The sequence below is a fragment of the Streptomyces sp. NPDC028910 genome, from assembly GCF_055564955.1.
Genome location: NZ_JBVHVF010000013.1, coordinates 73,090 through 93,261, shown reverse-complemented (window position 1 = coordinate 93,261; position 20,172 = coordinate 73,090). Strand labels below are relative to the sequence as shown.

General features: G+C 71.1%; 14 protein-coding genes. 6 read left to right on the top strand and 8 right to left on the bottom strand.

Annotated elements, in window-relative coordinates:
• Positions 1-11 precede the first annotated feature (11 nt).
• Complete coding sequence (locus ACZ4TV_RS17895) at positions 12-371, bottom strand: hypothetical protein (protein WP_468135613.1); 360 nt, start codon at positions 369-371, stop codon at positions 12-14.
• A gap of 282 nt (positions 372-653) precedes the next feature.
• On the opposite strand from ACZ4TV_RS17895, the gene ACZ4TV_RS17890 reads away from it, so the two are divergent.
• Positions 654-1,208: an EF-hand domain-containing protein gene (locus ACZ4TV_RS17890; RefSeq protein WP_468135612.1), complete on the top strand. Its 555-nt coding sequence runs from the start codon at positions 654-656 to the stop codon at positions 1,206-1,208.
• A gap of 20 nt (positions 1,209-1,228) precedes the next feature.
• Here the strand turns inward: ACZ4TV_RS17890 and ACZ4TV_RS17885 are convergent, their stop codons facing one another.
• Positions 1,229-5,164: an ABC transporter ATP-binding protein gene (locus ACZ4TV_RS17885; protein WP_468135611.1), complete on the bottom strand. Its 3,936-nt coding sequence runs from the start codon at positions 5,162-5,164 to the stop codon at positions 1,229-1,231.
• 161 nt (positions 5,165-5,325) lie between these two features.
• On the opposite strand from ACZ4TV_RS17885, the gene ACZ4TV_RS17880 reads away from it, so the two are divergent.
• The gene (locus ACZ4TV_RS17880) at positions 5,326-6,282 is read left to right on the top strand and encodes a hypothetical protein (protein WP_468135610.1); all 957 of its coding nucleotides are present in this window, start codon (positions 5,326-5,328) and stop codon (positions 6,280-6,282) included.
• Here the strand turns inward: ACZ4TV_RS17880 and ACZ4TV_RS17875 are convergent.
• The 5 genes from ACZ4TV_RS17875 to speB all read right to left on the bottom strand — a co-directional run bounded on the left by ACZ4TV_RS17875 (position 6,272) and on the right by speB (position 10,359).
• Entirely contained in the window at positions 6,272-6,919 is a 648-nt protein-coding gene (locus ACZ4TV_RS17875; protein ID WP_468135609.1) for a hypothetical protein, read from the bottom strand. The two genes, ACZ4TV_RS17880 and ACZ4TV_RS17875, sit on opposite strands and share 11 nt — an antisense overlap.
• Positions 6,920-7,051: 132 nt before the next feature.
• Positions 7,052-7,474, bottom strand: coding sequence for a PIN domain-containing protein (locus ACZ4TV_RS17870; RefSeq protein ID WP_468135608.1), 423 nt, complete (start codon positions 7,472-7,474; stop codon positions 7,052-7,054).
• Positions 7,471-7,680: a type II toxin-antitoxin system VapB family antitoxin gene (locus ACZ4TV_RS17865; RefSeq protein WP_468135607.1), complete on the bottom strand. Its 210-nt coding sequence runs from the start codon at positions 7,678-7,680 to the stop codon at positions 7,471-7,473. Before ACZ4TV_RS17865 ends, ACZ4TV_RS17870 begins: the two co-directional genes overlap by 4 nt.
• 43 nt (positions 7,681-7,723) lie before the next feature.
• Positions 7,724-9,391: a thiamine pyrophosphate-binding protein gene (locus ACZ4TV_RS17860; protein WP_468135606.1), complete on the bottom strand. Its 1,668-nt coding sequence runs from the start codon at positions 9,389-9,391 to the stop codon at positions 7,724-7,726.
• Positions 9,392-9,396: 5 nt separating this feature from the next.
• Positions 9,397-10,359: an agmatinase gene (gene speB / locus ACZ4TV_RS17855; protein WP_361713502.1), complete on the bottom strand. Its 963-nt coding sequence runs from the start codon at positions 10,357-10,359 to the stop codon at positions 9,397-9,399.
• 191 nt (positions 10,360-10,550) lie between these two features.
• Here speB and ACZ4TV_RS17850 point away from each other — a divergent pair, with 191 nt between their 5' ends.
• The 4 genes from ACZ4TV_RS17850 (at position 10,551) to ACZ4TV_RS17835 (ending at position 15,712) form a co-directional block, all read left to right on the top strand.
• Complete coding sequence (locus ACZ4TV_RS17850; RefSeq protein WP_468135605.1) at positions 10,551-11,993, top strand: PucR family transcriptional regulator ligand-binding domain-containing protein; 1,443 nt, start codon at positions 10,551-10,553, stop codon at positions 11,991-11,993.
• A 79-nt stretch (positions 11,994-12,072) separates the two neighbouring features.
• Positions 12,073-13,230 carry an acyl-CoA dehydrogenase family protein gene (locus tag ACZ4TV_RS17845; protein WP_468135604.1) on the top strand — a complete coding sequence of 386 codons (1,158 nt, stop codon included), beginning with the start codon at positions 12,073-12,075 and terminating at the stop codon, positions 13,228-13,230.
• Between the two features lie 34 nt (positions 13,231-13,264).
• Positions 13,265-14,143, top strand: a complete 879-nt coding sequence (locus ACZ4TV_RS17840) for an acyl-CoA thioesterase (RefSeq protein ID WP_468135603.1) — start codon at positions 13,265-13,267, stop codon at positions 14,141-14,143.
• 165 nt (positions 14,144-14,308) lie between these two features.
• Positions 14,309-15,712, top strand: coding sequence for an acyltransferase family protein (locus tag ACZ4TV_RS17835; RefSeq protein ID WP_468135602.1), 1,404 nt, complete (start codon positions 14,309-14,311; stop codon positions 15,710-15,712).
• Positions 15,713-15,770: 58 nt separating this feature from the next.
• Here the strand turns inward: ACZ4TV_RS17835 and ACZ4TV_RS17830 are convergent, their stop codons facing one another.
• Positions 15,771-19,712 carry an FG-GAP-like repeat-containing protein gene (locus ACZ4TV_RS17830; RefSeq protein WP_468135601.1) on the bottom strand — a complete coding sequence of 1,314 codons (3,942 nt, stop codon included), beginning with the start codon at positions 19,710-19,712 and terminating at the stop codon, positions 15,771-15,773.
• Positions 19,713-20,172 lie beyond the last annotated feature (460 nt).

Sequence of the window (20,172 nt, the reverse complement as noted above, 5' to 3'; positions counted from 1 at the left end):
GGGCCCGTCCCTCAGCACAGGATCCAGCCGGAGTCGGCTGATCCGGCCCCCACGCCCCCCTTTACATACACGCAGCGGCCGATCGCACCGACGGTGACAGGCCCGGCATACCGGGTGAAACGTCCGGCGTCGCGGACCGGGGCGCCACCGCGCGGCTGGATGCTCACCGCCATCTGGCGCCGCGCGCCGGGGATTCGGGCCACGGTCACGGCGCAGGCCCGGGTGCGGCTCTTGTAGACGCGCAGCTCGCCCGTCTCGAAGGCGACCGTCCTGGCCAGCCGGCCCCCGCAGCCGCCGGTCGCCGCCTGCGCCGGCGGGGGCGTGAACAGGCCGCCCACGCAGAGCCACAGCGCCGCCGTGAAGACCCCCACGGACACCGCCCGTCGGCCGCGCCTCCTCCACCCCTGCAACACCCTGTCCCCCGATCGGTCGTACGCACGGTGTGCGCACGCACGTACGACGCCCGGGCCTCCCGGAAGGTTGCGGTGAGCAAGGACCCGGCGCACGGGGCTCGCCGGGCTCCTCCGTGCCGGCCACCCCTACCTCGTAAGAGTGCATCTGCAACTTCTGGCGGGAGAACGGGAGTTCACGATCATGGGGGAGATTACGCTAGGTGATCAGCAGCCCGCGCCGTAGCCGTGAAAGGCATCGACATGACGAACGACCTGCTCGACCGCAAGCTGGAGCGCGCCTTCACGCACCTCGACGCCGACGGGAGCGGGGTGGTCGACGCCGACGACATCATCGCGCTCGGATCCCGGCTGCTGTCCGCCCTCGCGGAGCCGGCCACCTCGCCCAAGGCGACCCAGGTGATGGGCGGGCTGGCCGACTTCTGGCAGGACCTGTTCACCGAGCTGGACATGGACCGCGACGGCAAGGTCACGCCCGCGGAGTACAAGCTGGGCATGACGCGGCTGTACGCGCAGGGCGGGCCCGCGTACGACCGCTCGTTCCGGCCGATGGTGCAGGCGCTCCTCACGATCGTCGACACCGACGGCGACGGACGCATCAGCCCGCAGGAGTTCCACAAGGCGCAGGAGGCCTTCGACACGAAGCTGAACCCCGCCGACACCGAGGCGCTGTTCCAGCGGATCGACGCGGACGGGGACGGGACCCTGACCGTGGACGAGCTCCTCGCCGCCGTCCGTGAGTACTACACGAGCACCGACGAGGACGCCCCGGGCAACCTGCTCTTCGGCGAACTCTGAGAACCTTTCCGGTCACAGCACTAGGCCGCGGCGGCGCGCTCGTCCTCTCCGACGAAGGTGCGCCACAGCTCGGCGTACCGGCCGCCGCGCGCCAGGAGTTCGGCGTGGGTGCCGTCCTCCACCACCCGGCCGCGGTCCATGACCACGACCCGGTCCGCGCGCGCGGCGGTGGTCAGCCGGTGCGCCACCACCAGGGTGGTGCGCTTGCCCGCGAGCCGGTCCGTCGCCTGGTTGACCTGGGCCTCGGTGGCCAGGTCGAGTGCGGCGGTGGCCTCGTCGAGCAGCAGTACGTCCGGGTCGACCAGTTCGGCGCGGGCCAGTGCGATCAGCTGGCGCTGACCGGCGGAGAGGTTGCGGCCGCGCTCGGCGACGGTGTGAAGGTAGCCGCCGTCGAGGGTGGCGATCATGTCGTGGGCGCCGACCGCGCGGGCGGCGGCCTCCACTTCGGCGTCGCTCGCGTCGGGGCGCCCGTAGGCGATGGCGTCGCGGACGGTCCCCGGGAAGAGGTAGGACTCCTGGGGGACGACGCCGAGGCGGTGCCGGTACGCCGTCAGGTCGAGCTCCCGCAGGTCGGCGCCGTCGACGGTGATCCGGCCGGAGGTCGGATCGTAGAACCGGGCCACCATCTTGACCAGCGTGGACTTTCCGGCTCCCGTCTCGCCGACGAAGGCGACGGTCTGTCCGGCGGGTATCCGCAGGCTGATGCCGGCCAGGGCCTCGCCCTCCTCGCCCCGCTCCTGCGCCGTACCGTACCGGAAGTGGACGTCCTCGAAGGCGATCTCGCCGCGCAGCGACGGCAGTGCGCGCGGGTGCTCCGGCCGCGGGGTGGTGGTGGGCTCGCGCAGCAGCCCCTGGATGCGGCCGAGGGAGACAGTGGCCTGCTGGTAGCCGTCGAAGACCTGGGAGAGCTGCTGGACGGGGGCGAAGAACAGGTCGATGTAGAGCAGGTACGCGACCAGCGCGCCGGTGGTGAGCGTCCCCGCCTCGACCCGGCCCGCGCCGGCGATGAGCACGGCGGCCGCGGCGCCCGAGGACAGCAGCTGGACGAAGGGGAAGTAGACGGATATCAGCCACTGGCCGCGGACCCGGGCCGCGCGGTACGCGGCGCTGCGCTCGGCGAAGCGGGTGGCACCGGTGCCCTCGCGGCGGAAGGCCTGGACGATGCGGAGGCCGGAGACGGACTCCTGGAGGTCGGCGTTGACCAGGCTGACCCGGTCGCGGGCCAGCTCGTAGGCGGCGACGGACTTGCGGCGGAACACGATCGTGCCGACGACCAGGACGGGCAGGGTCGCGAAGACGATCAGCGCGAGTTCGACGTCGAGGACGAGCAGGGCGATCAGGATGCCGAAGAAGGTGAAGACGGAGACGACGGCCGTGACGAGCCCGGTCTGGAGGAACGAGCTCAGCGAGTCCACGTCGGTGGTCATCCGGGTCATGATCTTGCCGGTCAGCTCGCGCTCGTAGTAGTCGAGGCCGAGGCGCTGGAGCTGGGCGAAGATCTTGACGCGGAGGGCGTAGAGCACGCGCTCGCCGGTACGGCCCGTCATGCGGGTCTCGGCGAACTGCGCGGCCCACTGTGCGACGACGACGGCGAGGGCGAGCCCGGCGGCCACCCAGACGGCGCCGAGCGCGGCCTGCTCCACACCCTGGTCGATGCCGTGCCGGATCATGATGGGCAGGAGCAGTCCGGAGCCCGCGTCCACGGCGACCAGTCCGAGGCTGAGGGCGAGCGGCGCCCAGAAGCCGCGGAGCAGGCGGCGCAGGCCGTAGCTCTCCTCGGCGGAGGCGGCGCGGGTCTCGTCCACATCGGGCTCGTCGTCGGCGGGCGGCAGCGCGGCCACCTGCGCGAGCAGTTCGGGGGTGGCGGGCATTCCGGCGACCGCCCCCGCCATGGAATGCCCGGCGCCGGGCGCGCCGCCGGCGGCGACCGGGGCGGCGGCGGAGGTCGAGGATGTCGAGGCCGAGGCGGCGGAGGCGCTGTCAGACTCGTCCTGGCGCCGCCAGAGCTCCGGGGTGACCCCGCCGGCGACCCTGCGCTTGGCGTTGACGGGCTCGGAGTCGATCTCGGCTTCGAGTTCGATGTCACGTTCGAGGTTGCGGTCGAGTTCGCGCTCGAACTCGGTCATCGCGGGCGCGTCCGGGGTCCGCGGCGAGGCGGCGCCGAGCGCGTCGGGGTCGGTGAGCAGCCTGCGGTAGAGCGCCGACCTGCTCTCCAGCTCCTCGTGCGTCCCGATGTCGGCGAGCCGCCCGCGGTCGATGACGGCGATACGGTCGGCCAGTGCCAGCGTGGAGCGGCGGTGGGCGATCAGCAGGGTGGTCCGGCCGGCCATGACGGAGCGCAGGGCCTCGTGGATCTCGTGCTCGACGCGGGCGTCCACGGCGGAGGTGGCGTCGTCGAGGAGCAGCAGCCGGGGGTCGGTGAGGATGGCCCGGGCGAGGGCGATGCGCTGGCGCTGGCCGCCGGAGAGGGTGAGCCCCTGCTCGCCGACCTTGGTGTCGTACCCGGCGGGCAGGGCCCGGACGAACCCGTCGGCCTGGGCGGCGCGGGCGGCCGCCTCGATCTGCTCGTCGGTGGCGCCGGGGTGCCCGTAGGCGATGTTGGAGCGGATGCTGTCGGAGAAGAGGAAGGAGTCCTCGGGGACGAGCCCGATCGCACCGCGCAGGGACGCGTACGTCAGCTCGCGGACGTCGTGCCCGCCGACGCGGACGGTGCCGCCGTCGGCGTCGTAGAAGCGCGGCAGGAGGAGCGAGACGGTGGACTTGCCGCTGCCGGAGGATCCGACCAGGGCGACGGTCTCCCCCTCCGCCACGGAGAGCGAGAACCCGTCGAGGACGGGCCGCTCGGGGTCGTAGCCGAAGCGGACGTCGTCGAACTCCACGGTGGCGGGCGCGTCGGCGGGCAGCTCGTGCGCGCCCTCCTGGATCACGGGCTCGGTGTCGATGAGCTCGAACACCCGCTCCACGCCGGCGCGGGCCTGCTGTCCGACGGTGAGGACCATGGCGAGCATGCGGACGGGTCCGACGAGCTGGGCGAGGTAGGTGGAGAAGGCGACGAAGGTGCCGAGGGTGACCTGCCCCCTGGTGGCCATCCAGCCGCCGAGGGCCAGCATGGCGACCTGCCCGAGCGCGGGCACGGCCTGGAGGGCGGGCGTGTAACGCGAGTTGAGCCGGATGCTCCGCATCCGACCGGCGAACAGCCGGCGGCCGGCGGCGCGCAGCTTGCCGGTCTCCTGCTCCTCCTGGCCGAAGCCCTTGACGACGCGGACGCCGGTCACGGCCCCGTCGACGACGCCCGCGACGGCGGCGGCCTGGCCCTGGGCCCACCAGGTGGCGGGGAAGAGCTTCTTGCGGCTGCGCTTGGCGATGAACCAGAGGGCGGGGGCCATCAGCAGGGCGACGAGGGTCAGCAGCGGCGAGAGCCACAGCATGATCCCGAGGGATATCCCGAAGAGGAGGAAGTTCCCGATCGTCATGGGCAGCATGAAGAGCAGGCCCTGGATCAGCTGGAGGTCGCTGGTCGCGCGGCCGACGACCTGACCGGTGGACAGCTCGTCCTGGCGGCGCCCGTCGAGGCGGGCGATGGTGTCGTACATCTCGGTTCGCAGGTCGTGCTGCACGTCGAGGGCGAGGCGCCCGCCGTAGTACCGGCGTATGTAGGTCAGCACGTAGACGAGGAGGGCGGCGGCTATGAGCATCCCGGCCCAGGGCCCCATCGGCCTGCTCTGTTCCCCGATGACGTCATCGATGATCACCTTGGTGACCAGCGGTACGAGCGCCATGACGGCCATGCCGGCCAGCGAGGACCCGAGCGCGAGCAGGACGTTGAGCTTGTACCGCCAGGTGTAGGCGGCCAGCCGCTTGCCCCAGCCCTGTTTGTCCCCAGCCGCCGTCACGTGGTGCCTCCCCGTTCGTCCTGTCCTGCCGGAAGCGCCAACGCCCCGACCGGCGGATTTCATCCCGCCGCCACGATTCGAACATGTACGCCGAGCGGCTCCGGCGCACGCCGGGAGCGGCCGGTAGTGAGCGGTAGTGGCCGGGGGCGGCCGTGGGCGTGCCGGGTCATCCGGGCGGCGCGGCCCCGGGTGCGGGCCAGGGGACCGGCGGACAGACTGATCGCATGTCCGAGCCGCAGGAGCAGCCGCCGCCCGGCCCGCGGCAGCAGCCGCCGGCGGCCGGACCCGGGGCGGCGGGCCCGTCGCAGGTGTTCCTGGAGAAGGTGGCCTACATCGCGGCGCCGGGGACCATCGTCCTCGGCCTCCTCTACTACTTCGGCAGCACCTACACCGACGCGTACTACGCCACCTTCGGCGTACCGACGGCCGACCTCCAGTTCTCCGTCCAGGCCTATCTGGTCAAGAGCCCGAGCGCGATCTTCTTCCCGCTCTGGTTCCTGCTGTTCTGCGGGCTGGCCGCGCTGCTGGCGCTGGGGTGGGCGGGCCGGCTGCTGGCCCGGCCGGGGCACAAGGTCCGGCGCGAGAAGGTGGCCGCCTGGCTGCTCGGGGCCGGTCTGTTCCTGGTGCTCATGGGTTTCCCGGTCTTCTTCTGGGAGGACCGGCTCCCGCAGCTCCCCGAGGGCTGGCTCCGCCAGTTCGTGCCGTGTCTGGCGGTGGCCCTGGGTGCCACACTGGCGTTCTGCGGCGTCCAGCTGCACCTGGGCGGCGCCCCGGACGGGCAGGGCGGGCAGGACCGGGACGACCGCACGGCCGACCGGCTGTGGCTGGTGGCCGGCGCCCTGCTCCTCGGCGTGCTGACGATGGCCCTGTTCTTCGGGATGGCCCGGTACGTGGCCGCGGCGGGCCGCACCGACGCCCTGCAGGACCACGCGGGAGGCTACGTCTTGAGCCCGAGGGTGGTGGTCTACTCCCGGGTGCCCCTGACCCACCACGCGCCCGGCATCGTGTCCGACGACCTGGGCAGCGGGAGCCTCCCGTACCGCTACCAGTACGTCGGCTTCCGTGTCCTCGCGAAGACGCCGGCCCGCCTCTACCTCGTCTCCTACCTGCCGGGGCAGCGCGAGCGCACGCTGGTGGTCCTGCCCGACGACGACTCCGTCAGGATCGAGATCAGCCCGTGAGGTCGGGCGGATAGCTGTCGGTGGGGCTGGGCTCGGGGGCCTCCGTCTCGGCGGTCGGTGACGGCTCCGGCGTCGGCGACGGCGACGGCGTCCCGGTGCCGGTGGTGTCCTCCTCGGTGGGGGTGGCCTCGCCCACTGCCTCGCCGGAGATGCCGACGGTGCGGACCTCGCCGTCGGAGGTCGTCACGGTCAGCTCCCCGGTGTAGGGACCGGCCTGCGTCGCGATGTGCTGCACCCAGATCTCGCAGGTACCGCCCGGCGGCAGCTCGACGCCCGTGCAGGTGTCATCGACGATCGAGGTCTCGCCGCTGTCGGTGGTGGCGGCGAATTCCTCGACGGTTTCGGGTTCGCTGTCGCTCAGGTTGACCACCTTGAAGCGCTTGCCGGCGGGCTCGCCGACCCGCCCGGTCGGCACGCTCACATCAGGGAGGGCTTCGTCGCCCCCCTTCCCCAGGAACACCGAGGCCGAGGTGTCGGGTGTGCTCTCCCCGGTCCCGGTCCCGGTCCCCGTCGTCGGCGGGCGCGGCGACTCCGACCCGTCGCCCGACCGCCCCGACCCCCCGCCCTGGCACCCCGCGGCCCCGGCCAGCACCCCGGCCACCACCGCCATGGCTAGACCCCGGACGACTGCGCGCATCACGGCACCACCACCTCCACTCGGGATCCGGCCCGCCGTCAACGTCCCACACCCCGACCCCGCCCGGCTCCGTGACACAGCGTCATCACCCGAAGGGACGCGTCCAGCGCGCGGTGCGGATGTCCGCTGTCGCTACGCGGTGCCGGGCGGCGCCACCCACTTCGTCGGCTGGCCAGTCGCACGGGCGATGGTCTCGAAGTCGGCGTCGTAGTGGAGCAGGGTCAGCCCCGAGAGTTCAGCGGTTGCTGCGACGAGGAGGTCGACCGGGCCCGCGCTGCGGTGTTCACCTCTGCCGGTGAGTAGCCGCTGAACAGCGCGCGCCCGCGCGTACACCCCGTCCGGCACCGGGGTCCAGTTGAAGAGCCTCTCCAGGAGCTCTTCCTTCTTGAGGCGATCGGCGAGAGAACGGGCGGAGAAGAGGATCTCCAACTCCGTGACCTCGCAGAAGCCGATGACGCCCTCGGCCAGGTGGTCGCTCCAGGCCTTGCCGACATCCGCGTTCGTCATGATGCGGGCCACTGCGGACGTGTCGATCAAATGGGTCAGCGGGCTCATCGGCGGTAGTTGGCCTTGTCCAGGAGAACGTCGAAGTCGCCGCGCTGACCCATCTCCATGAGCTCTTCGAGAGCCCCCAGCCTCCGGCGGCGCCGCGCGACCTCGTGCAGGGCAGCGTTGACGGTGTCCTTCTTCGACTTCGTGCCCAGTATCGCGGCGGCCTCTGCCAGTGCTTCGTCGTCGACTTCCACGTAGAGGTTGGACATCGCATATGCCTCCTAGCCCGGCTTCATATGAAGCATATCTCGATCAGACGTGGGTCGGGGCGAACATCCTGAGCGCGGCCGGGAGGACGACCACCGAGGGGCCCGGGGTGGACAGGGCCTTCTTGAGGTCCGCCGACAGGGAATCCGGGGTCGTGAGGGTGGCCGGGACCGCGAAGGATTCCGCCAGGGCGACGAAGTCGGGGCCGATCAGCTCCGTACCGGTCTCGCAGCCGTACGCGCGCAGGATGCCGTAGCCGCCGTCGTCCACGATCAGCCAGGTGACGTCGAGGTCGTGCTGCTTCGCGGTGGCCAGCTCCGCGATCGAGTACATCGCGCCGCCGTCTCCGGAGACCGCGAGGACCGGGGTGTCCGGCTCCGCCACGCACGCGCCGAGGGCCGCCGGGAAGGCGTAGCCGAGACCGCCCGCGCCCTGGGCCGAGTGCATGGTGTTGGGGTGCTTGGGGTCGAAGGCGGACCAGGCCCAGTAGGACAGGATCGTCATGTCCCAGAAGGACGGGGAGCGCGGCGGCAGGGCCTTGCGGATCGAGGTGAGGAGGTCCTGCTCCAGGGTCACGTCCTGGGTGGCGAGGCGGGCCGCGATGTCCGCGAGGACCAGGCGGACGCGCTCGGGGGCCTGCGGGTCCTCCCGTACGGGCACCGTTTCGAGGAGTGCCTGGAGGGCGAGGCGGGCGTCCGCGTGGATGCCCAGGGCCGGGTGGTTGGACTCCAGCTTGCCGAGGTCCGCCTCGATCTGGACGACCCGGCCGGCCGGGAAGAACGTGTGGTAGTTCGAGGACAGTTCGCCGAGGCCGGAGCCCACGACGAGCAGCACGTCCGCGTCCTCCAGGAAGTCCGTCATGTGGCGGTCCTCCAGCCAGGACTGGAGGGAGAGCGGGTGGGTCCACGGGAAGGCGCCCTTGCCGCCGAAGGTCGTCACCACCGGCGCGCTCAGGCGCTCCGCCAGCTGCCTGAGCTTGCCCGCCGCGTCCGAGCGGATGACGCCGCCGCCCGCGATGATCACCGGGCGGGAGGCCCGCGAGAGCCAGTGAGCCGCCACGGCCGTCAGCTCCGGGCGCGGGGCCAGCTCGTGCGGGGTCGCGTCCATGCCCGTGACCTGGGGGATCAGGGTTTCGGCGCGCAGGACGTCCTCGGGGATCTCCACCCAGACCGGTCCGTGCGGAGCCGTGAGCGCCGACTCCCAGGCCTCCGCGATCACCGACGGGATCTGGGAGGGCGTACGGGCCTCGTGGACCGACTTGACCACGTCACGGAAGGACGCGGACTGGTCGCGCAGCTCGTGCAGGTGGCCGCGCCGGCCGCCGCCCAGCCCCGCGACGGGGACCTGGGAGGAGATCGCCAGGACGGGGGCCGAGGCCGCCGCCGCCTCCGCCAGGGCCGGCAGGGCCGTCAGGGCGCCCGGGCCCGTGGAGAGCAACAAGGGGACCGCCTCGCCCGTGATCCGGCCGTACGCGTCCGCCGCGAAGCCCGCGTTGTTCTCCACGCGCAGGGTGATCAGGCGCAGATCGGAGCGCCCCACCGCGTCGAAGAGACCGAGCGCGTGCTGCCCCGGCAGTCCGAAGACGGTGGTGGCGCCCAGCGAGCGCAGCGTCTCCACGACCAGGTCCCCGCCCGTCCGGCCCGGCGGCGGCGCGAGGGCGGCCGCCGTCTGGGCCTCGGTGGGACGGAGTACCAGGTCGTGGTCGTGCGTCACTTCTGTTACTTGCCCTTCGACTGCGCGATCTGCCGGCTCATGATCGTGGTCAGCTCGTACGCGGTGTGCGAGGCCGCGACCGAGGTGATCTCCGCGTGATCGTACGCCGGGGCCACCTCGACCACGTCGGCGGAAACGAGGTTGCAGGAGGACAGCCCGCGGATGATCTCCAGGAGCTCACGGGAGGTCATGCCGCCCGCCTCGGGGGTGCCGGTGCCGGGCGCGTGCGCCGGGTCCAGCACGTCGATGTCGATCGAGATGTAGAGCGGGCGGTCGCCGATGCGCTGGCGCAGCTGGTCGGCGACCTCGTCGGCGCCGCGCCGGTACACGTCCGCCGAGGTGACGATGCCGAAGCCCATCTTGGCGTCGTCGTCCAGGTCCTGCTTGCCGTACAGCGGGCCGCGCGTGCCGACGTGGGACAGCGCCTCGGTGTCGAGGATGCCCTCCTCCACCGCCCGGCGGAACGGCGTGCCGTGCGTGTACTCGGCGCCGAAGTAGGTGTCCCAGGTGTCCAGGTGCGCGTCGAAGTGCAGCAGCGCGACCGGGCCGTGCTTCTTCGCGACGGAACGCAGCAGCGGGAGGGCGATCGTGTGGTCGCCGCCGAGGGTCATCAGGCGGGAGCCCGCGCCGAGCAGCTCGTCGGCGGCGGCCTCGACCGTCTCGACGGCCTCGTTGATGTTGAAGGGGTTCACGGCGATGTCGCCGGCGTCCGCGACCTGCGCGAGGGCGAAGGGGGAGGCGTCCTGCGCCGGGTTGTACGGGCGCAGCAGGCGGGAGGCCTCGCGGATGGCGTTGCCGCCGAAGCGGGCGCCGGGGCGGTAGGAGACGCCGGAGTCGAAGGGCACGCCGACGACGGCGACGTCCGCGGAGCCGACCTCGTCGAGGCGGGGCAGCCGGGCGAAGGTCGCGGGGCCCGCGTAGCGCGGGATGCGGGAGGAGTCGACGGGTCCGCGCGGCTGCGTGCTCATGGGGGGTGCCCTTCTGGAGGTCCGGGAGGTCCAGGACGTCCGGGGGGTCCGGGAGGTCCCGGTGGTCCTGGTCGTCCTGGTGGTCGTGCTGGTGGTCGTGCTGGTGCGGTCCTTCGAGCGTAAGCCGACACCTCCGGGGCGCGAAGTGTACGTTCTATCCATCGAGCGTCATTCGTATGTACGGAGTATCCATGGAAGCCCCGCCCACCCCACCGGTTCCCCTCGGCGCGCTGCTCCGCGACCGGGAGCTGGACCTGGGGCAGCTCGCCGGGCCCGCGGAGGCCGACGTGCACGGGGTGCACGCCTCCGAGATGGCGGACCCGTCCCCGTACCTGCTGGGGGGAGAGCTGCTGCTGACGGCCGGGGCGGGGCTCGGGGCCGATCCCGGCGACTACGTGGCCCGGCTCGCCCGGGCGGGCGTGGCGGCGCTCGGCTTCGGGGTCGCGCCGGTGCACGAGTCCGTGCCGGCCGGGCTCGCCGAGGCGTGCGACCGGTACGGGCTGCCGCTGCTGGAGGTGCCGCCGGGCACCCCGTTCACCGCGGTGGCCCGTACGGTCTGGCGGCTGATGGCGGAGGCCCGGACGCGCGAGCTGCGCCGGGTGACCGAGGCCCAGCAGTCGCTCGCGGCCGCGGCCGCCCGCCCCGACCCGGTCCCGGCGGTGCTGTCCCGCCTCGCGGCGAGCCTGGGCGGCTGGGCCGCGCTGCTCGCACCGGCCCAGGTCGAGGGCGCGGAGGGGGACCGGGCCGCACCGCTCGCGGTACCCGTCGCGGTACCCGTCCGCGCCGCCGGGCCCGCGCCCGCCGAGGGCGTGCTCGCCGCGGTGGCCGGGCTGGCCCGGCGGGTGGCTCCCGGTTCCGCGGCGACCGCCACCGACACCCTGGGCGGGGTGCACCTGGCCGCCTACGCCACCGGCAGCGGCCAGGTGCTCGCGCTCGCCACTCCCGCCCGCGCCCCCGGCGACCACACCATCGCCTCGGTGGCCGCCGTCCTGCTGACCCTGCTCACCGCGTCCCGGCCCGCCGGGGACGAGGCCGCCGCCCTGACGCGGCTGCTGCTCGGCGGCTCCCCCGAGCAGGCCCTGCCCGCGGGGCCCTGGCACGTGGTCCGCGCCCGCGGCTCCGGTGATCCGCGTGCGCTGGCGGCCGCGCTGGGCACCGTACTGCTGGACGCGCACGGGGACGACGTACGCCTGCTCACCGACCGGCAGCCCGCCCCGCAGCCCGGGTGGCGACTCGGGGTGAGCGCCCCGGCCGCCCCGGCGGAGCTGGAGAGCGCCGCCGCCCAGGCGGCGCGCGCCCTGGACCGCGCCGAGGCCGCGCGCACCTCCCTGGTCCGCCACACCGGCGCCGGCCTGGACGCCCTCGTCGACCCGGCGGAGGCCCGCGCGCACGCCGAGGCCCTGCTGGCGCCGCTGGCGTCGACCCACCGGGAGACGCTGCGCGCGTGGCTCGCGCATCACGGCAGCTGGGACCGCACGGCCGGCGCGCTGGCCGTCCACCGCAACACCGTCCGCCAGCGCGTGGCCCGTTGCGCGGCGCTCCTCGGCCGGGACCTCGACGACCCGGACACGCGGATGGAACTGTGGTTCGCACTACGTTCCCTGGACACGAAGGACAACTCGCCGGTAACTTAAATTGAGCAAGCGCTTAGACATGTGATAACCACCTCCGCGAGAGCGGCGGCGGTTCAGCCGCAAAAGGGAGGGCCGGCCCGTGCGCCGTACCGTTTTCAACGAGGACCACGAGGCGTTCCGCGAGACCATTCGCGCCTTCATCGAGGCCGAGGTCGTCCCGGTCTACGACGAGTGGTTCCAGGCCGGCCAGGCGCCCCGCGAGTTCTACTACAAGCTCGGCGAGCTGGGCGTCTTCGGCATCAACGTGCCCGAGGAGTTCGGCGGCGCGGGCCTGGACACCCACAAGTTCGAGGCCGTCCTCTACGAGGAGACCTCGCGCGCGGGCGTGAACTTCGGCGGCTCCGGCGTGCACGTGCTGCTCGCCCTCCCCTACATCAAGATGCTCGCCAACGACGAGCAGAAGAAGCGCTACCTCGAGAAGTTCGTGACCGGCGAGGAGATGTGGGCGCTCGCCATGACCGAGCCGGGCACCGGCTCCGACGTCGCGGGCATGAAGACCACCGCCAAGCTCTCCGAGGACGGCACCCACTACGTCCTCAACGGCGCCAAGACCTTCATCACCGGTGGCGTCCACGCCGACCGCGTGATCGTCTGCGCCCGCACCTCCGCCCCGCGCGAGGACGACCGCCGCTTCGGCATCTCCCTCTTCGCGGTGGACACCAAGTCCGAGGGCTACTCCATCGGCCGCAAGCTGGACAAGCTCGGCCTGCGCACCTCCGACACCGCCGAGCTGGCGTTCGTCGACGTGAAGGTCCCGGTCGAGGACCTGCTCGGCGAGGAGAACAAGGGCTTCTACTACCTCGGTCAGAACCTGCCCTCCGAGCGCTGGGGCATCGCCTTCGGCGCGTACGCGCAGGCCAAGGCCGCCGTCCGGTTCGCCCAGCAGTACGTGCAGGAGCGCACCGTCTTCGGCAAGCCGGTCGCGCACTTCCAGAACACCAAGTTCGAGCTGGCCGCCTGCCAGGCCGAGGTGGACGCCGCCGAGGCCGTCGCCGACCGCGCCCTGGAGGCCCTGGACGCCGGTGAGCTGACCGCCGCCGAGGCCGCCTCCGCGAAGCTGTTCACCACCGAGGTCGCGCACCGCGTCATCGACAAGTGCCTCCAGCTGCACGGCGGTTACGGCTACATGAACGAGTACCCGATCGCCCGCCTGTACGCCGACAACCGCGTGAACCGCATCTACGGCGGCACCAGCGAGGTCATGAAGTCCATCATCGCCAAGTCCATGGGCCTCTGAGGAACGTGGGAACCGGGGCACTTAGCCTTCACCCATGAACGAGGCACTGACGACGCTCCTCGATCTGCTCGACCTCGAGCAGATCGAGGAGAACATCTTCCGCGGTACCAGCAGGCCTTCCCTGGTACCGCGCGTGTTCGGCGGTCAGGTCGCGGCCCAGGCACTGGTCGCGGCCGGGCGGACCGTTCCCGCGGACCGCACCGCGCACTCGCTGCACTCGTACTTCCTGCGCACGGGGGACACGGGCGCGCCCATCGTGTACTCGGTGGACCGGATCCGCGACGGGCGCTCCTTCACCACGCGCCGGGTCGTCGCCGTCCAGCACGGGCAGCCGATCTTCCACCTCTCCGCATCGTTCCAGACGTACGAGGACGGCCTCGACCACCAGGTCGCGATGCCGTCGGCCCCCGATCCGGAGACCCTGCCCACCGCAGCCGAGTCCCTGCCCGCGTACCGGGAGATCTTCCGCGACCCGGGCACGGTGGAGCGGCTGATCGAGACCCGGGAGGCGGTGGACCTGCGGTACGCCACGACCCCGCCCTGGGGCAGCATCGGCGAGCCGGTGGAGCCGCGCTCGCAGGTCTGGTTCCGCACCGCCGGCAAGCTGGACAGCGCCGATCCCCTGCTGCACACCTGCCTGGCCACCTACGTCTCCGACATGACCCTGCTGGACTCCGTCCTGCTCGCGCACGGGCGGGGCGGCTGGGCGGTGGGCGACGTGGTCGGCGCCTCGCTGGACCACGCGATGTGGTTCCACCGGCCGTTCCGCGCGGACGAGTGGCTGCTGTACGACCAGGAGTCCCCCTCGGCGGCCGCCGGCCGGGGCCTGGGCCAGGCCCGCATCTGGACCCAGGACGGCCGACTGGCCGTGACGGTCATCCAGGAGGGCGTCGTCCGCGTACCGCGGGCCTGACGGGTCCGGCAGGAGTCGTCGGATGTCTGCGGCCGCACACGCGGTGACGTGTGCCACGGCGCCCGGAGTGGGCTGGACGGGCGTGGTGGCGTGCGCTTCCACGGGGCGTGGCCGGGGCACTTGCCGTCGAGCCTTGCGCTCCAGCATCGCGTGTAGCCTCCACTGGTGAAATCGATCCATCGAATAGCGGACCGCCGTCCCGCGAGGGCCGCTGCGAAGAGCGGTCCCACCCCGACCGCGTCGCGGCTCGGCTGGCTGGACGCTCTGCGCGGCATCGCGGCCCTGTCCGTCGCGGTGTACCACCTGGCGCTGCCGTTCTACTGGGTGCCCCACGGCACCCGGGTGCCGCACTACCTGGACCCCGGCGTCTTCGGCGTCCTGTTGTTCTTCCTGGTGAGCGGCTACATCATCCCCGCCTCGCTGGAGCGGCGCGGTGACATACGGGCGTTCTGGGTGGGACGTGCCTTCCGGATCTATCCGGCGGTCATCCTGACCGTGGTCGCCTCGCTGCTGATCCTGCCCCGCGGCCACACCGTGGTGGCGGGCTATGCCTTCGAGCACCCGCTGCTCTCGCTCGTGGGCAACGGGCTCATGCTGCAGGACGTGATGGGCGTCACCAACGGCATCGGGGTGTTGTGGACCCTCACCTACGAGATGGTCTTCTACTACTTCGTCACGGCACTGTTCGCGCTCGGATGGCACCGCAAGAGTGCGGGCATCGCGGTCGGCTTCGCGGCCGTGGCGCTGGTCCTGGGCGGCTGGATCGCTCTCGGCACGCTCTCCGTCAACCACGCGAGCACCCGGCATCTGGTCCTGGCCTGCGCCACCGTGGTGGTGATGGCGATGGCCTGCATCATGACCGGCAAGCCGGCCCTGGCCAAGGGCGGCGGGCTGCTCCTCGGCGGCCTCGGGCTGGTGCTGATCACCCTCAACAGCCGGGCCGCGGCCTTCGAAACCATGATGATCTTCGCGACGATGTTCGCCGGCACCGTGCTGTACCGGTGGGAGCACGGCCAGATCGAACGAACCCAGGCCTTCCTGTCCTGCGGCTTCGTCATCGTCTGCGGCTTCCTCACGGGCTACATGTACAACCACGGGGAGGCGCTCTGGCGGACCTTCAGCGGGTCCTGGATGGCCTGGTCGTTCGCCTACATCGCCGCGTGGGCGGTCTTCGTCGCGGGCATGCTGCTGCGCAAGCGCCGCTTCCCGCGCTGGCTCAGCTGGCTCGGCGCCATCAGCTTCTCGCTCTATCTGCTGCACAACCCCTTGATCCACGGCATGAACTGGATGCTGGAGGGACGCGCCCCGATCGAGAGCTGGACGGGCCGGGCCGTGGTGTTCACCGCGTTCATGGCCGCCCTGGCGGGCGTGAGCTGGCTCAGCTACCGCCTGGTGGAGCTGCCCTTCCAGAACCTGGGCCGCCGCGTGCTGAAGGCCGTGGCACGACGATTCCCGCTCCAGGCGCCTGCGTCGTCGGCCCGGGGCGCGACCGGGACGCCGCCGACCGGCACGCCCGCACCGACGCCACCGCCGAGGGAGAACGAGCTGGTCCTCTCCGCGCGGGAGTGACTGCCCCCGTCTGGGGGTGAGGCCCCGGATCAGGACCTCACCCCCCGTCTGACTCACATCAGAGGATGACGTCGTAACCGTTCCAGCCCGTGCTGATCAAGGTGCCGCCGGGGGTGAAGTCGCAGAGCTCTCCCTTGTGGGTGATTCCCACCTGTTCTGCTGCTCCGTTGCTGTCCAGGTCGGTGGCGTACGGGTTCCATTCGGCGTTCCACCAACCGGTGCCCAAGAGGTAGCGGGCGCCGAAGCTGATGTGACCGTCAATGGTGGTGTTGGGGTAGACGTAGAGCGCGCCGCCGTCGGTGTGGCGGCCGACTATGTCGATCTTGTAGTCACCGTTGAGATCGGCATAGCGCAGGGTGGTCCACTCGTCGGGCCACCATCCGTCGGCGATGAAGACCCGGCCACCGAGGGCCTGGGTGCCGGTGCCTCCGATGTGCGGGTAAACCCAGAGACTGCCACTGGCGTCGCGAGCGATGACGTCGGTGCGGCCGTCACCGGTGATGTCTCCGAAGCCGAGGGTCTGATAGTCCCAGCCGTTGCCCATCAGGACAGGGGTGCTGAAACTGTTCGTGCCTGTGCGGCCTGTGCCGGGGTAGAGGTAGAGGTTTCCTTCCCGAGTGCGCCCCACCAGGTCGGTGTAGCCGTCGTTGTTCAGGTCTGCGGTGTAGGCGTTGGTCCACTCGTCGCGCCACCAGCCGTTGCCGACGAAGTAGCGGGCGCCCAGGGTGCTGGTGCCCGTGCCGCCGGTTCCCGGGTAGACCCACATGTCGCCGTTGGGATCGCGGGCCAGTACGTCGGTGTAGCCGTCGCCGTTGTAGTCCGGTCGGCTCTGGCTGCCGCTGGTCCACAGGCTCTGCCCGGAGGCGTTGTAGAGGACGAGTACGCCACGGGGCTGGAGTACCGCGTACGAGGACGGAGTGCTGGTCTTACTGCTCCACAGGGCGGTCTTGCCGTCGGCGGCGTAGACGACGAAGTTGCCGTCGCTCTGCATGCGGGCCGTGGCGCCCGGGTTCTTGCTGGTGCCGGTGGCCCAGAGGGGCTTGTTGTCCTTGCTGTACAGCACGAGGTTGCCGTCGGCCTGCATCACCAGCTTGGAGTTGCCGCTGGAGAACTCCTGCCCCGATGCCAGCGTGGTACCGGCCGGGATGCGCGCGCCGGGGACGCCGTCGATCTGGAAGCGGGTGGCGAACGAGCCTACGGTCGTGCCGTCGGTGGAGAGCTTCCCCGGCCAGCCGACCATGGTGTTGTCGGCCTGGCGGGCCCACAGGTCGGGAACGCCGTCACCGTTGAGGTCACCAGCCGAGCTGACCTGCGGATACCCCGCCTGGGTGACACCGGAACCGACCTTGCTGCGGGTCTGAGTGCCCCAGGTGGCCAGGTCCACCGTCTGGCCCTCTTCCAGGCTCTTCTTGCCGTACGTGCGCAGAATGTCGCCGGTGGCGTTGTCCCTCAGCCACAGGTCGGGCACGCCGTCCTTGTTGAGGTCACCCGGGGCGATGACCGTGTACTTGTCCCAGTCGGTGCCACCGACGAGCCGGGGCGCTTCCAGGACACCCCACACGTTGTTGTAGTACGCCCAGAGCTTGTTTCCCTGCTTGACGAGGATGTCCGGGAGCTCGTCGCCACCGATGTTGCCGGGGGCGATGATCTGCTCGGCATCGAACCACCGGTCGTCCTCAAGCGGGTTCGCGGCGGTCACCTGGGTGGGCGCGCCGACGGTGCCCCGGCCGTTGTTGCCGTAGATCCACAACGTCTTACGGGTCATATCGGCCCGCTGCTCCAGGGTGAGCATGTCGTTGTATCCGTCATCGTCCCAGTCGCCCAGGGCCGCGACCTGGGATCGGGCGAAGGAGTCGGCGGAGCTGACCGTTGCGGAGAACTTTCCGTTGCCCTGGCCTGCGTAGGTCAGGAGGCTGCCGAAGAGGTCGCTGCTCCAGATGTCGCGGAAGCCGTCGCCGTTGAGGTCGTGGGGTACGTCCACCGCCGCCGTGCGTGCCGCGTAGAACTGGTAGGCGGTGGTGTCGGAACGGTTCCCGGCAGCGTCCTGGCTGAAGGCGTAGACGAAGTGCGGGCCGGCGCCGGGCGGGGTGAGTTTCGCGGTGAACGAAGCGCCCGCCGCGACGGAGGTGCTCTTCACCTCCGGGTCCCAGTCGGTGTAGTAGCCGTACCAGGTGACGTCCGCGACGCCGTTGGCGGAGAGGACGAAGTCCCCTTCCTGGCGCGCCTTGCCGGTGCCTTGGGGCCAGCCGTTCCTCCCGTCGGGGAAGACGGTGGAGGTGATCTTCGGCGCCTCCGTCGGCCGGGAGCGGTCCACGGTGAACTTGCACGTCTGGGACCAGGCCGACTGGGCACCGTCCTGGTCGGTGGTCCGCGCCTTCCAGGTGTAGCTCCCGTTGGGGAGGGAGGCGTCGGGGACGTTCCAGCTGGCGACCTTGCCGTTGTTGGCCGGGATGGACTGGCTGACGGCGGGGGTGCTCTGGCCGTCCTTGAAGATCTGGAACTCGGTGCTCAGGTTCCCTGAGTCGCGGTCGGAGATCGTCGCGTTGAGACCGATGGTGGTGTTGCCGATCGAGCCGCCCTGGTCGCAGGGCACCCAGGGTGAGGTCCCCGGGTGGGACGGGGTGTTGGGCGGGTTGTTGTACTCGATCTCCAGCGTCATCGTCTTCGCGTCGAAACGCTTCCACTGGAACTCGTCGGTCTCGTTCGACGCGAACAGGCCCAGCGTCACACTCGACCAGTGCTTGGACGCCGACTCCTGCACGGCGTCAGTGGCGTTGAACTCGAGGTTGCCGGCCCCGCACTCGGCGCGTCCCTTGGCATCCGTGACTATCTGCTGCAGGCGGCCCTTGGCGGGCTGGCGGTCCCACGTCGTCTGGGGCGAGATGGGGCCGGTGCTCCACAGCTCCACCGGGGTCTTGGTGCAGGACCAGGACCACGTCTCCTTGATCCGGAACGTCGCCTTCGACACCTGAGCGCCCTTGACGCCTGAGGTGTCGAGCTGGAAGTAGGCACGCGAGAGCCCGTTCGTATCGGCCTCGTACCCGACACGCACGTCCTCCTTGGTGTTCCAGTAGGAGTTGGACCTCCACTTGCGGTACACCCACGACCAGTTCTGCCGCGCACCCCACGCCACCGACGGGTCGATGTAGACGGGGTACTTCGTCTCCGTGCTCGTGAGGAGGGCCTGGTCGGGCTTGATCTCCAGTGTGCCGCCTGTGACGGTGGTGGGCATCTGGGCGCTGTTGGCCCCGGACGGTGTCACGAAGGCATCCGAGGGGGCAGTGTCCGTCCCCGAGTCGGCGCTGAGCGCTCCCGTACCCGCGGCCACTTGAGGAGCGGCGCCCCTGGTGGTGGAGTCCCACATCACCGGGGTCGGGGAGGTGAACACCACCTCACCGGCCGGATTCACCGCGGTCAGCAGCCCCGTCGTCGCATCCCGGGTGACGTTCAGTCCCACGGTGTCGAGCTTGAATTTCAACGTCGCGAGGTCGGGATGCTTCGCCGCTGCTGCGGTCTTGACCACCAGCAGCTGGGAGAAGCCCTCGACCTCGGCCTTCAGCTGCAGGTCCACGTCGGGCAGGACGTTCGGGTACGTCGCCACGTTCGCGGCGAGCGTCGGCTTCGGGAGCGCCGTGGGCCACGTCAGCGACAGGGTGCGCCCGTCCTTGACCCCTGACAGGAGCGGACCGGTGCCGCCGCCCGAGAAGGCGATCGCGACGGCCGAGGCCTTCGGCGTCACCTTCCCGTCCGCCGCGAACTGCAGCGTCGGGTCGGTCGCGATCCAGCCACCCGCGCGCCGGACGCGCACCGTCGTCCCGTGGCGCTTGACCGACCACTTGCCCGTCGGTAGCGCCCAGGTGTCCGAAGTCTCGGTCCGGGCGGACGTCAACTCGTAGGGCTGACCGGTCTCTTTGGCCTTGGCGAGCGCGAAGTCCGCCGCGCTCATCGAACCCTCGGCGACCGGATCGGTGGCGGCGACCGCGGTCGTCGGCGGTTGCATTACAGCCAAACCGGTAGCGACTATTCCACTTATCAGGGCCATGGAAATGACCCGTGAAATCCCCCGCCTACCCAGCATGCCGGGTAGGCCCTTTTCTCTTCTCACGCAAACTCCATCTGTCTGATATCCATGGGCGACTCTACTCAGGATCGCCGACATCAACCCAGCTGACCTGCGATTTTTACGCGCATCACAGGCGCGCCACCCCATTTGAACCACTAGATCCACTTGGTCCAATTAAGGCTCGTTCCGGGATGCCAGATTGGCGAATTCCGCCTGTTAGTCTGCGCCGATAATCTCTGTAGAAGCATGGGGTGGGGTGTGAGAAAATTTCGTGTGAGAGGGCTTTCTGTGGCGTTGGCCGCAGCGGTCCTCTCAGGTATGGTGCCCGGCGCGGTCGCCGTAGCGGACAGCAAATCCGGGCCGTCGTTGCCGGCGCTCAAGCAGCCGAAGGCGGTGC

Coding starts and splice junctions, on each gene's coding strand:
- ACZ4TV_RS17880 (WP_468135610.1), top strand. CDS start 5,326: ATGTCCGAGCCGCAGGAGCAGCCGCCGCCCGGCCCGCGGCAGCAGCCG.
- speB (WP_361713502.1), bottom strand. CDS start 10,359: ATGAGCACGCAGCCGCGCGGACCCGTCGACTCCTCCCGCATCCCGCGC.
- ACZ4TV_RS17850 (WP_468135605.1), top strand. CDS start 10,551: ATGGAAGCCCCGCCCACCCCACCGGTTCCCCTCGGCGCGCTGCTCCGC.
- ACZ4TV_RS17890 (WP_468135612.1), top strand. CDS start 654: ATGACGAACGACCTGCTCGACCGCAAGCTGGAGCGCGCCTTCACGCAC.
- ACZ4TV_RS17875 (WP_468135609.1), bottom strand. CDS start 6,919: ATGCGCGCAGTCGTCCGGGGTCTAGCCATGGCGGTGGTGGCCGGGGTG.
- ACZ4TV_RS17840 (WP_468135603.1), top strand. CDS start 13,265: ATGAACGAGGCACTGACGACGCTCCTCGATCTGCTCGACCTCGAGCAG.
- ACZ4TV_RS17870 (WP_468135608.1), bottom strand. CDS start 7,474: ATGAGCCCGCTGACCCATTTGATCGACACGTCCGCAGTGGCCCGCATC.
- ACZ4TV_RS17885 (WP_468135611.1), bottom strand. CDS start 5,164: ATGAAATCCGCCGGTCGGGGCGTTGGCGCTTCCGGCAGGACAGGACGA.
- ACZ4TV_RS17830 (WP_468135601.1), bottom strand. CDS start 19,712: ATGCAACCGCCGACGACCGCGGTCGCCGCCACCGATCCGGTCGCCGAG.
- ACZ4TV_RS17865 (WP_468135607.1), bottom strand. CDS start 7,680: ATGTCCAACCTCTACGTGGAAGTCGACGACGAAGCACTGGCAGAGGCC.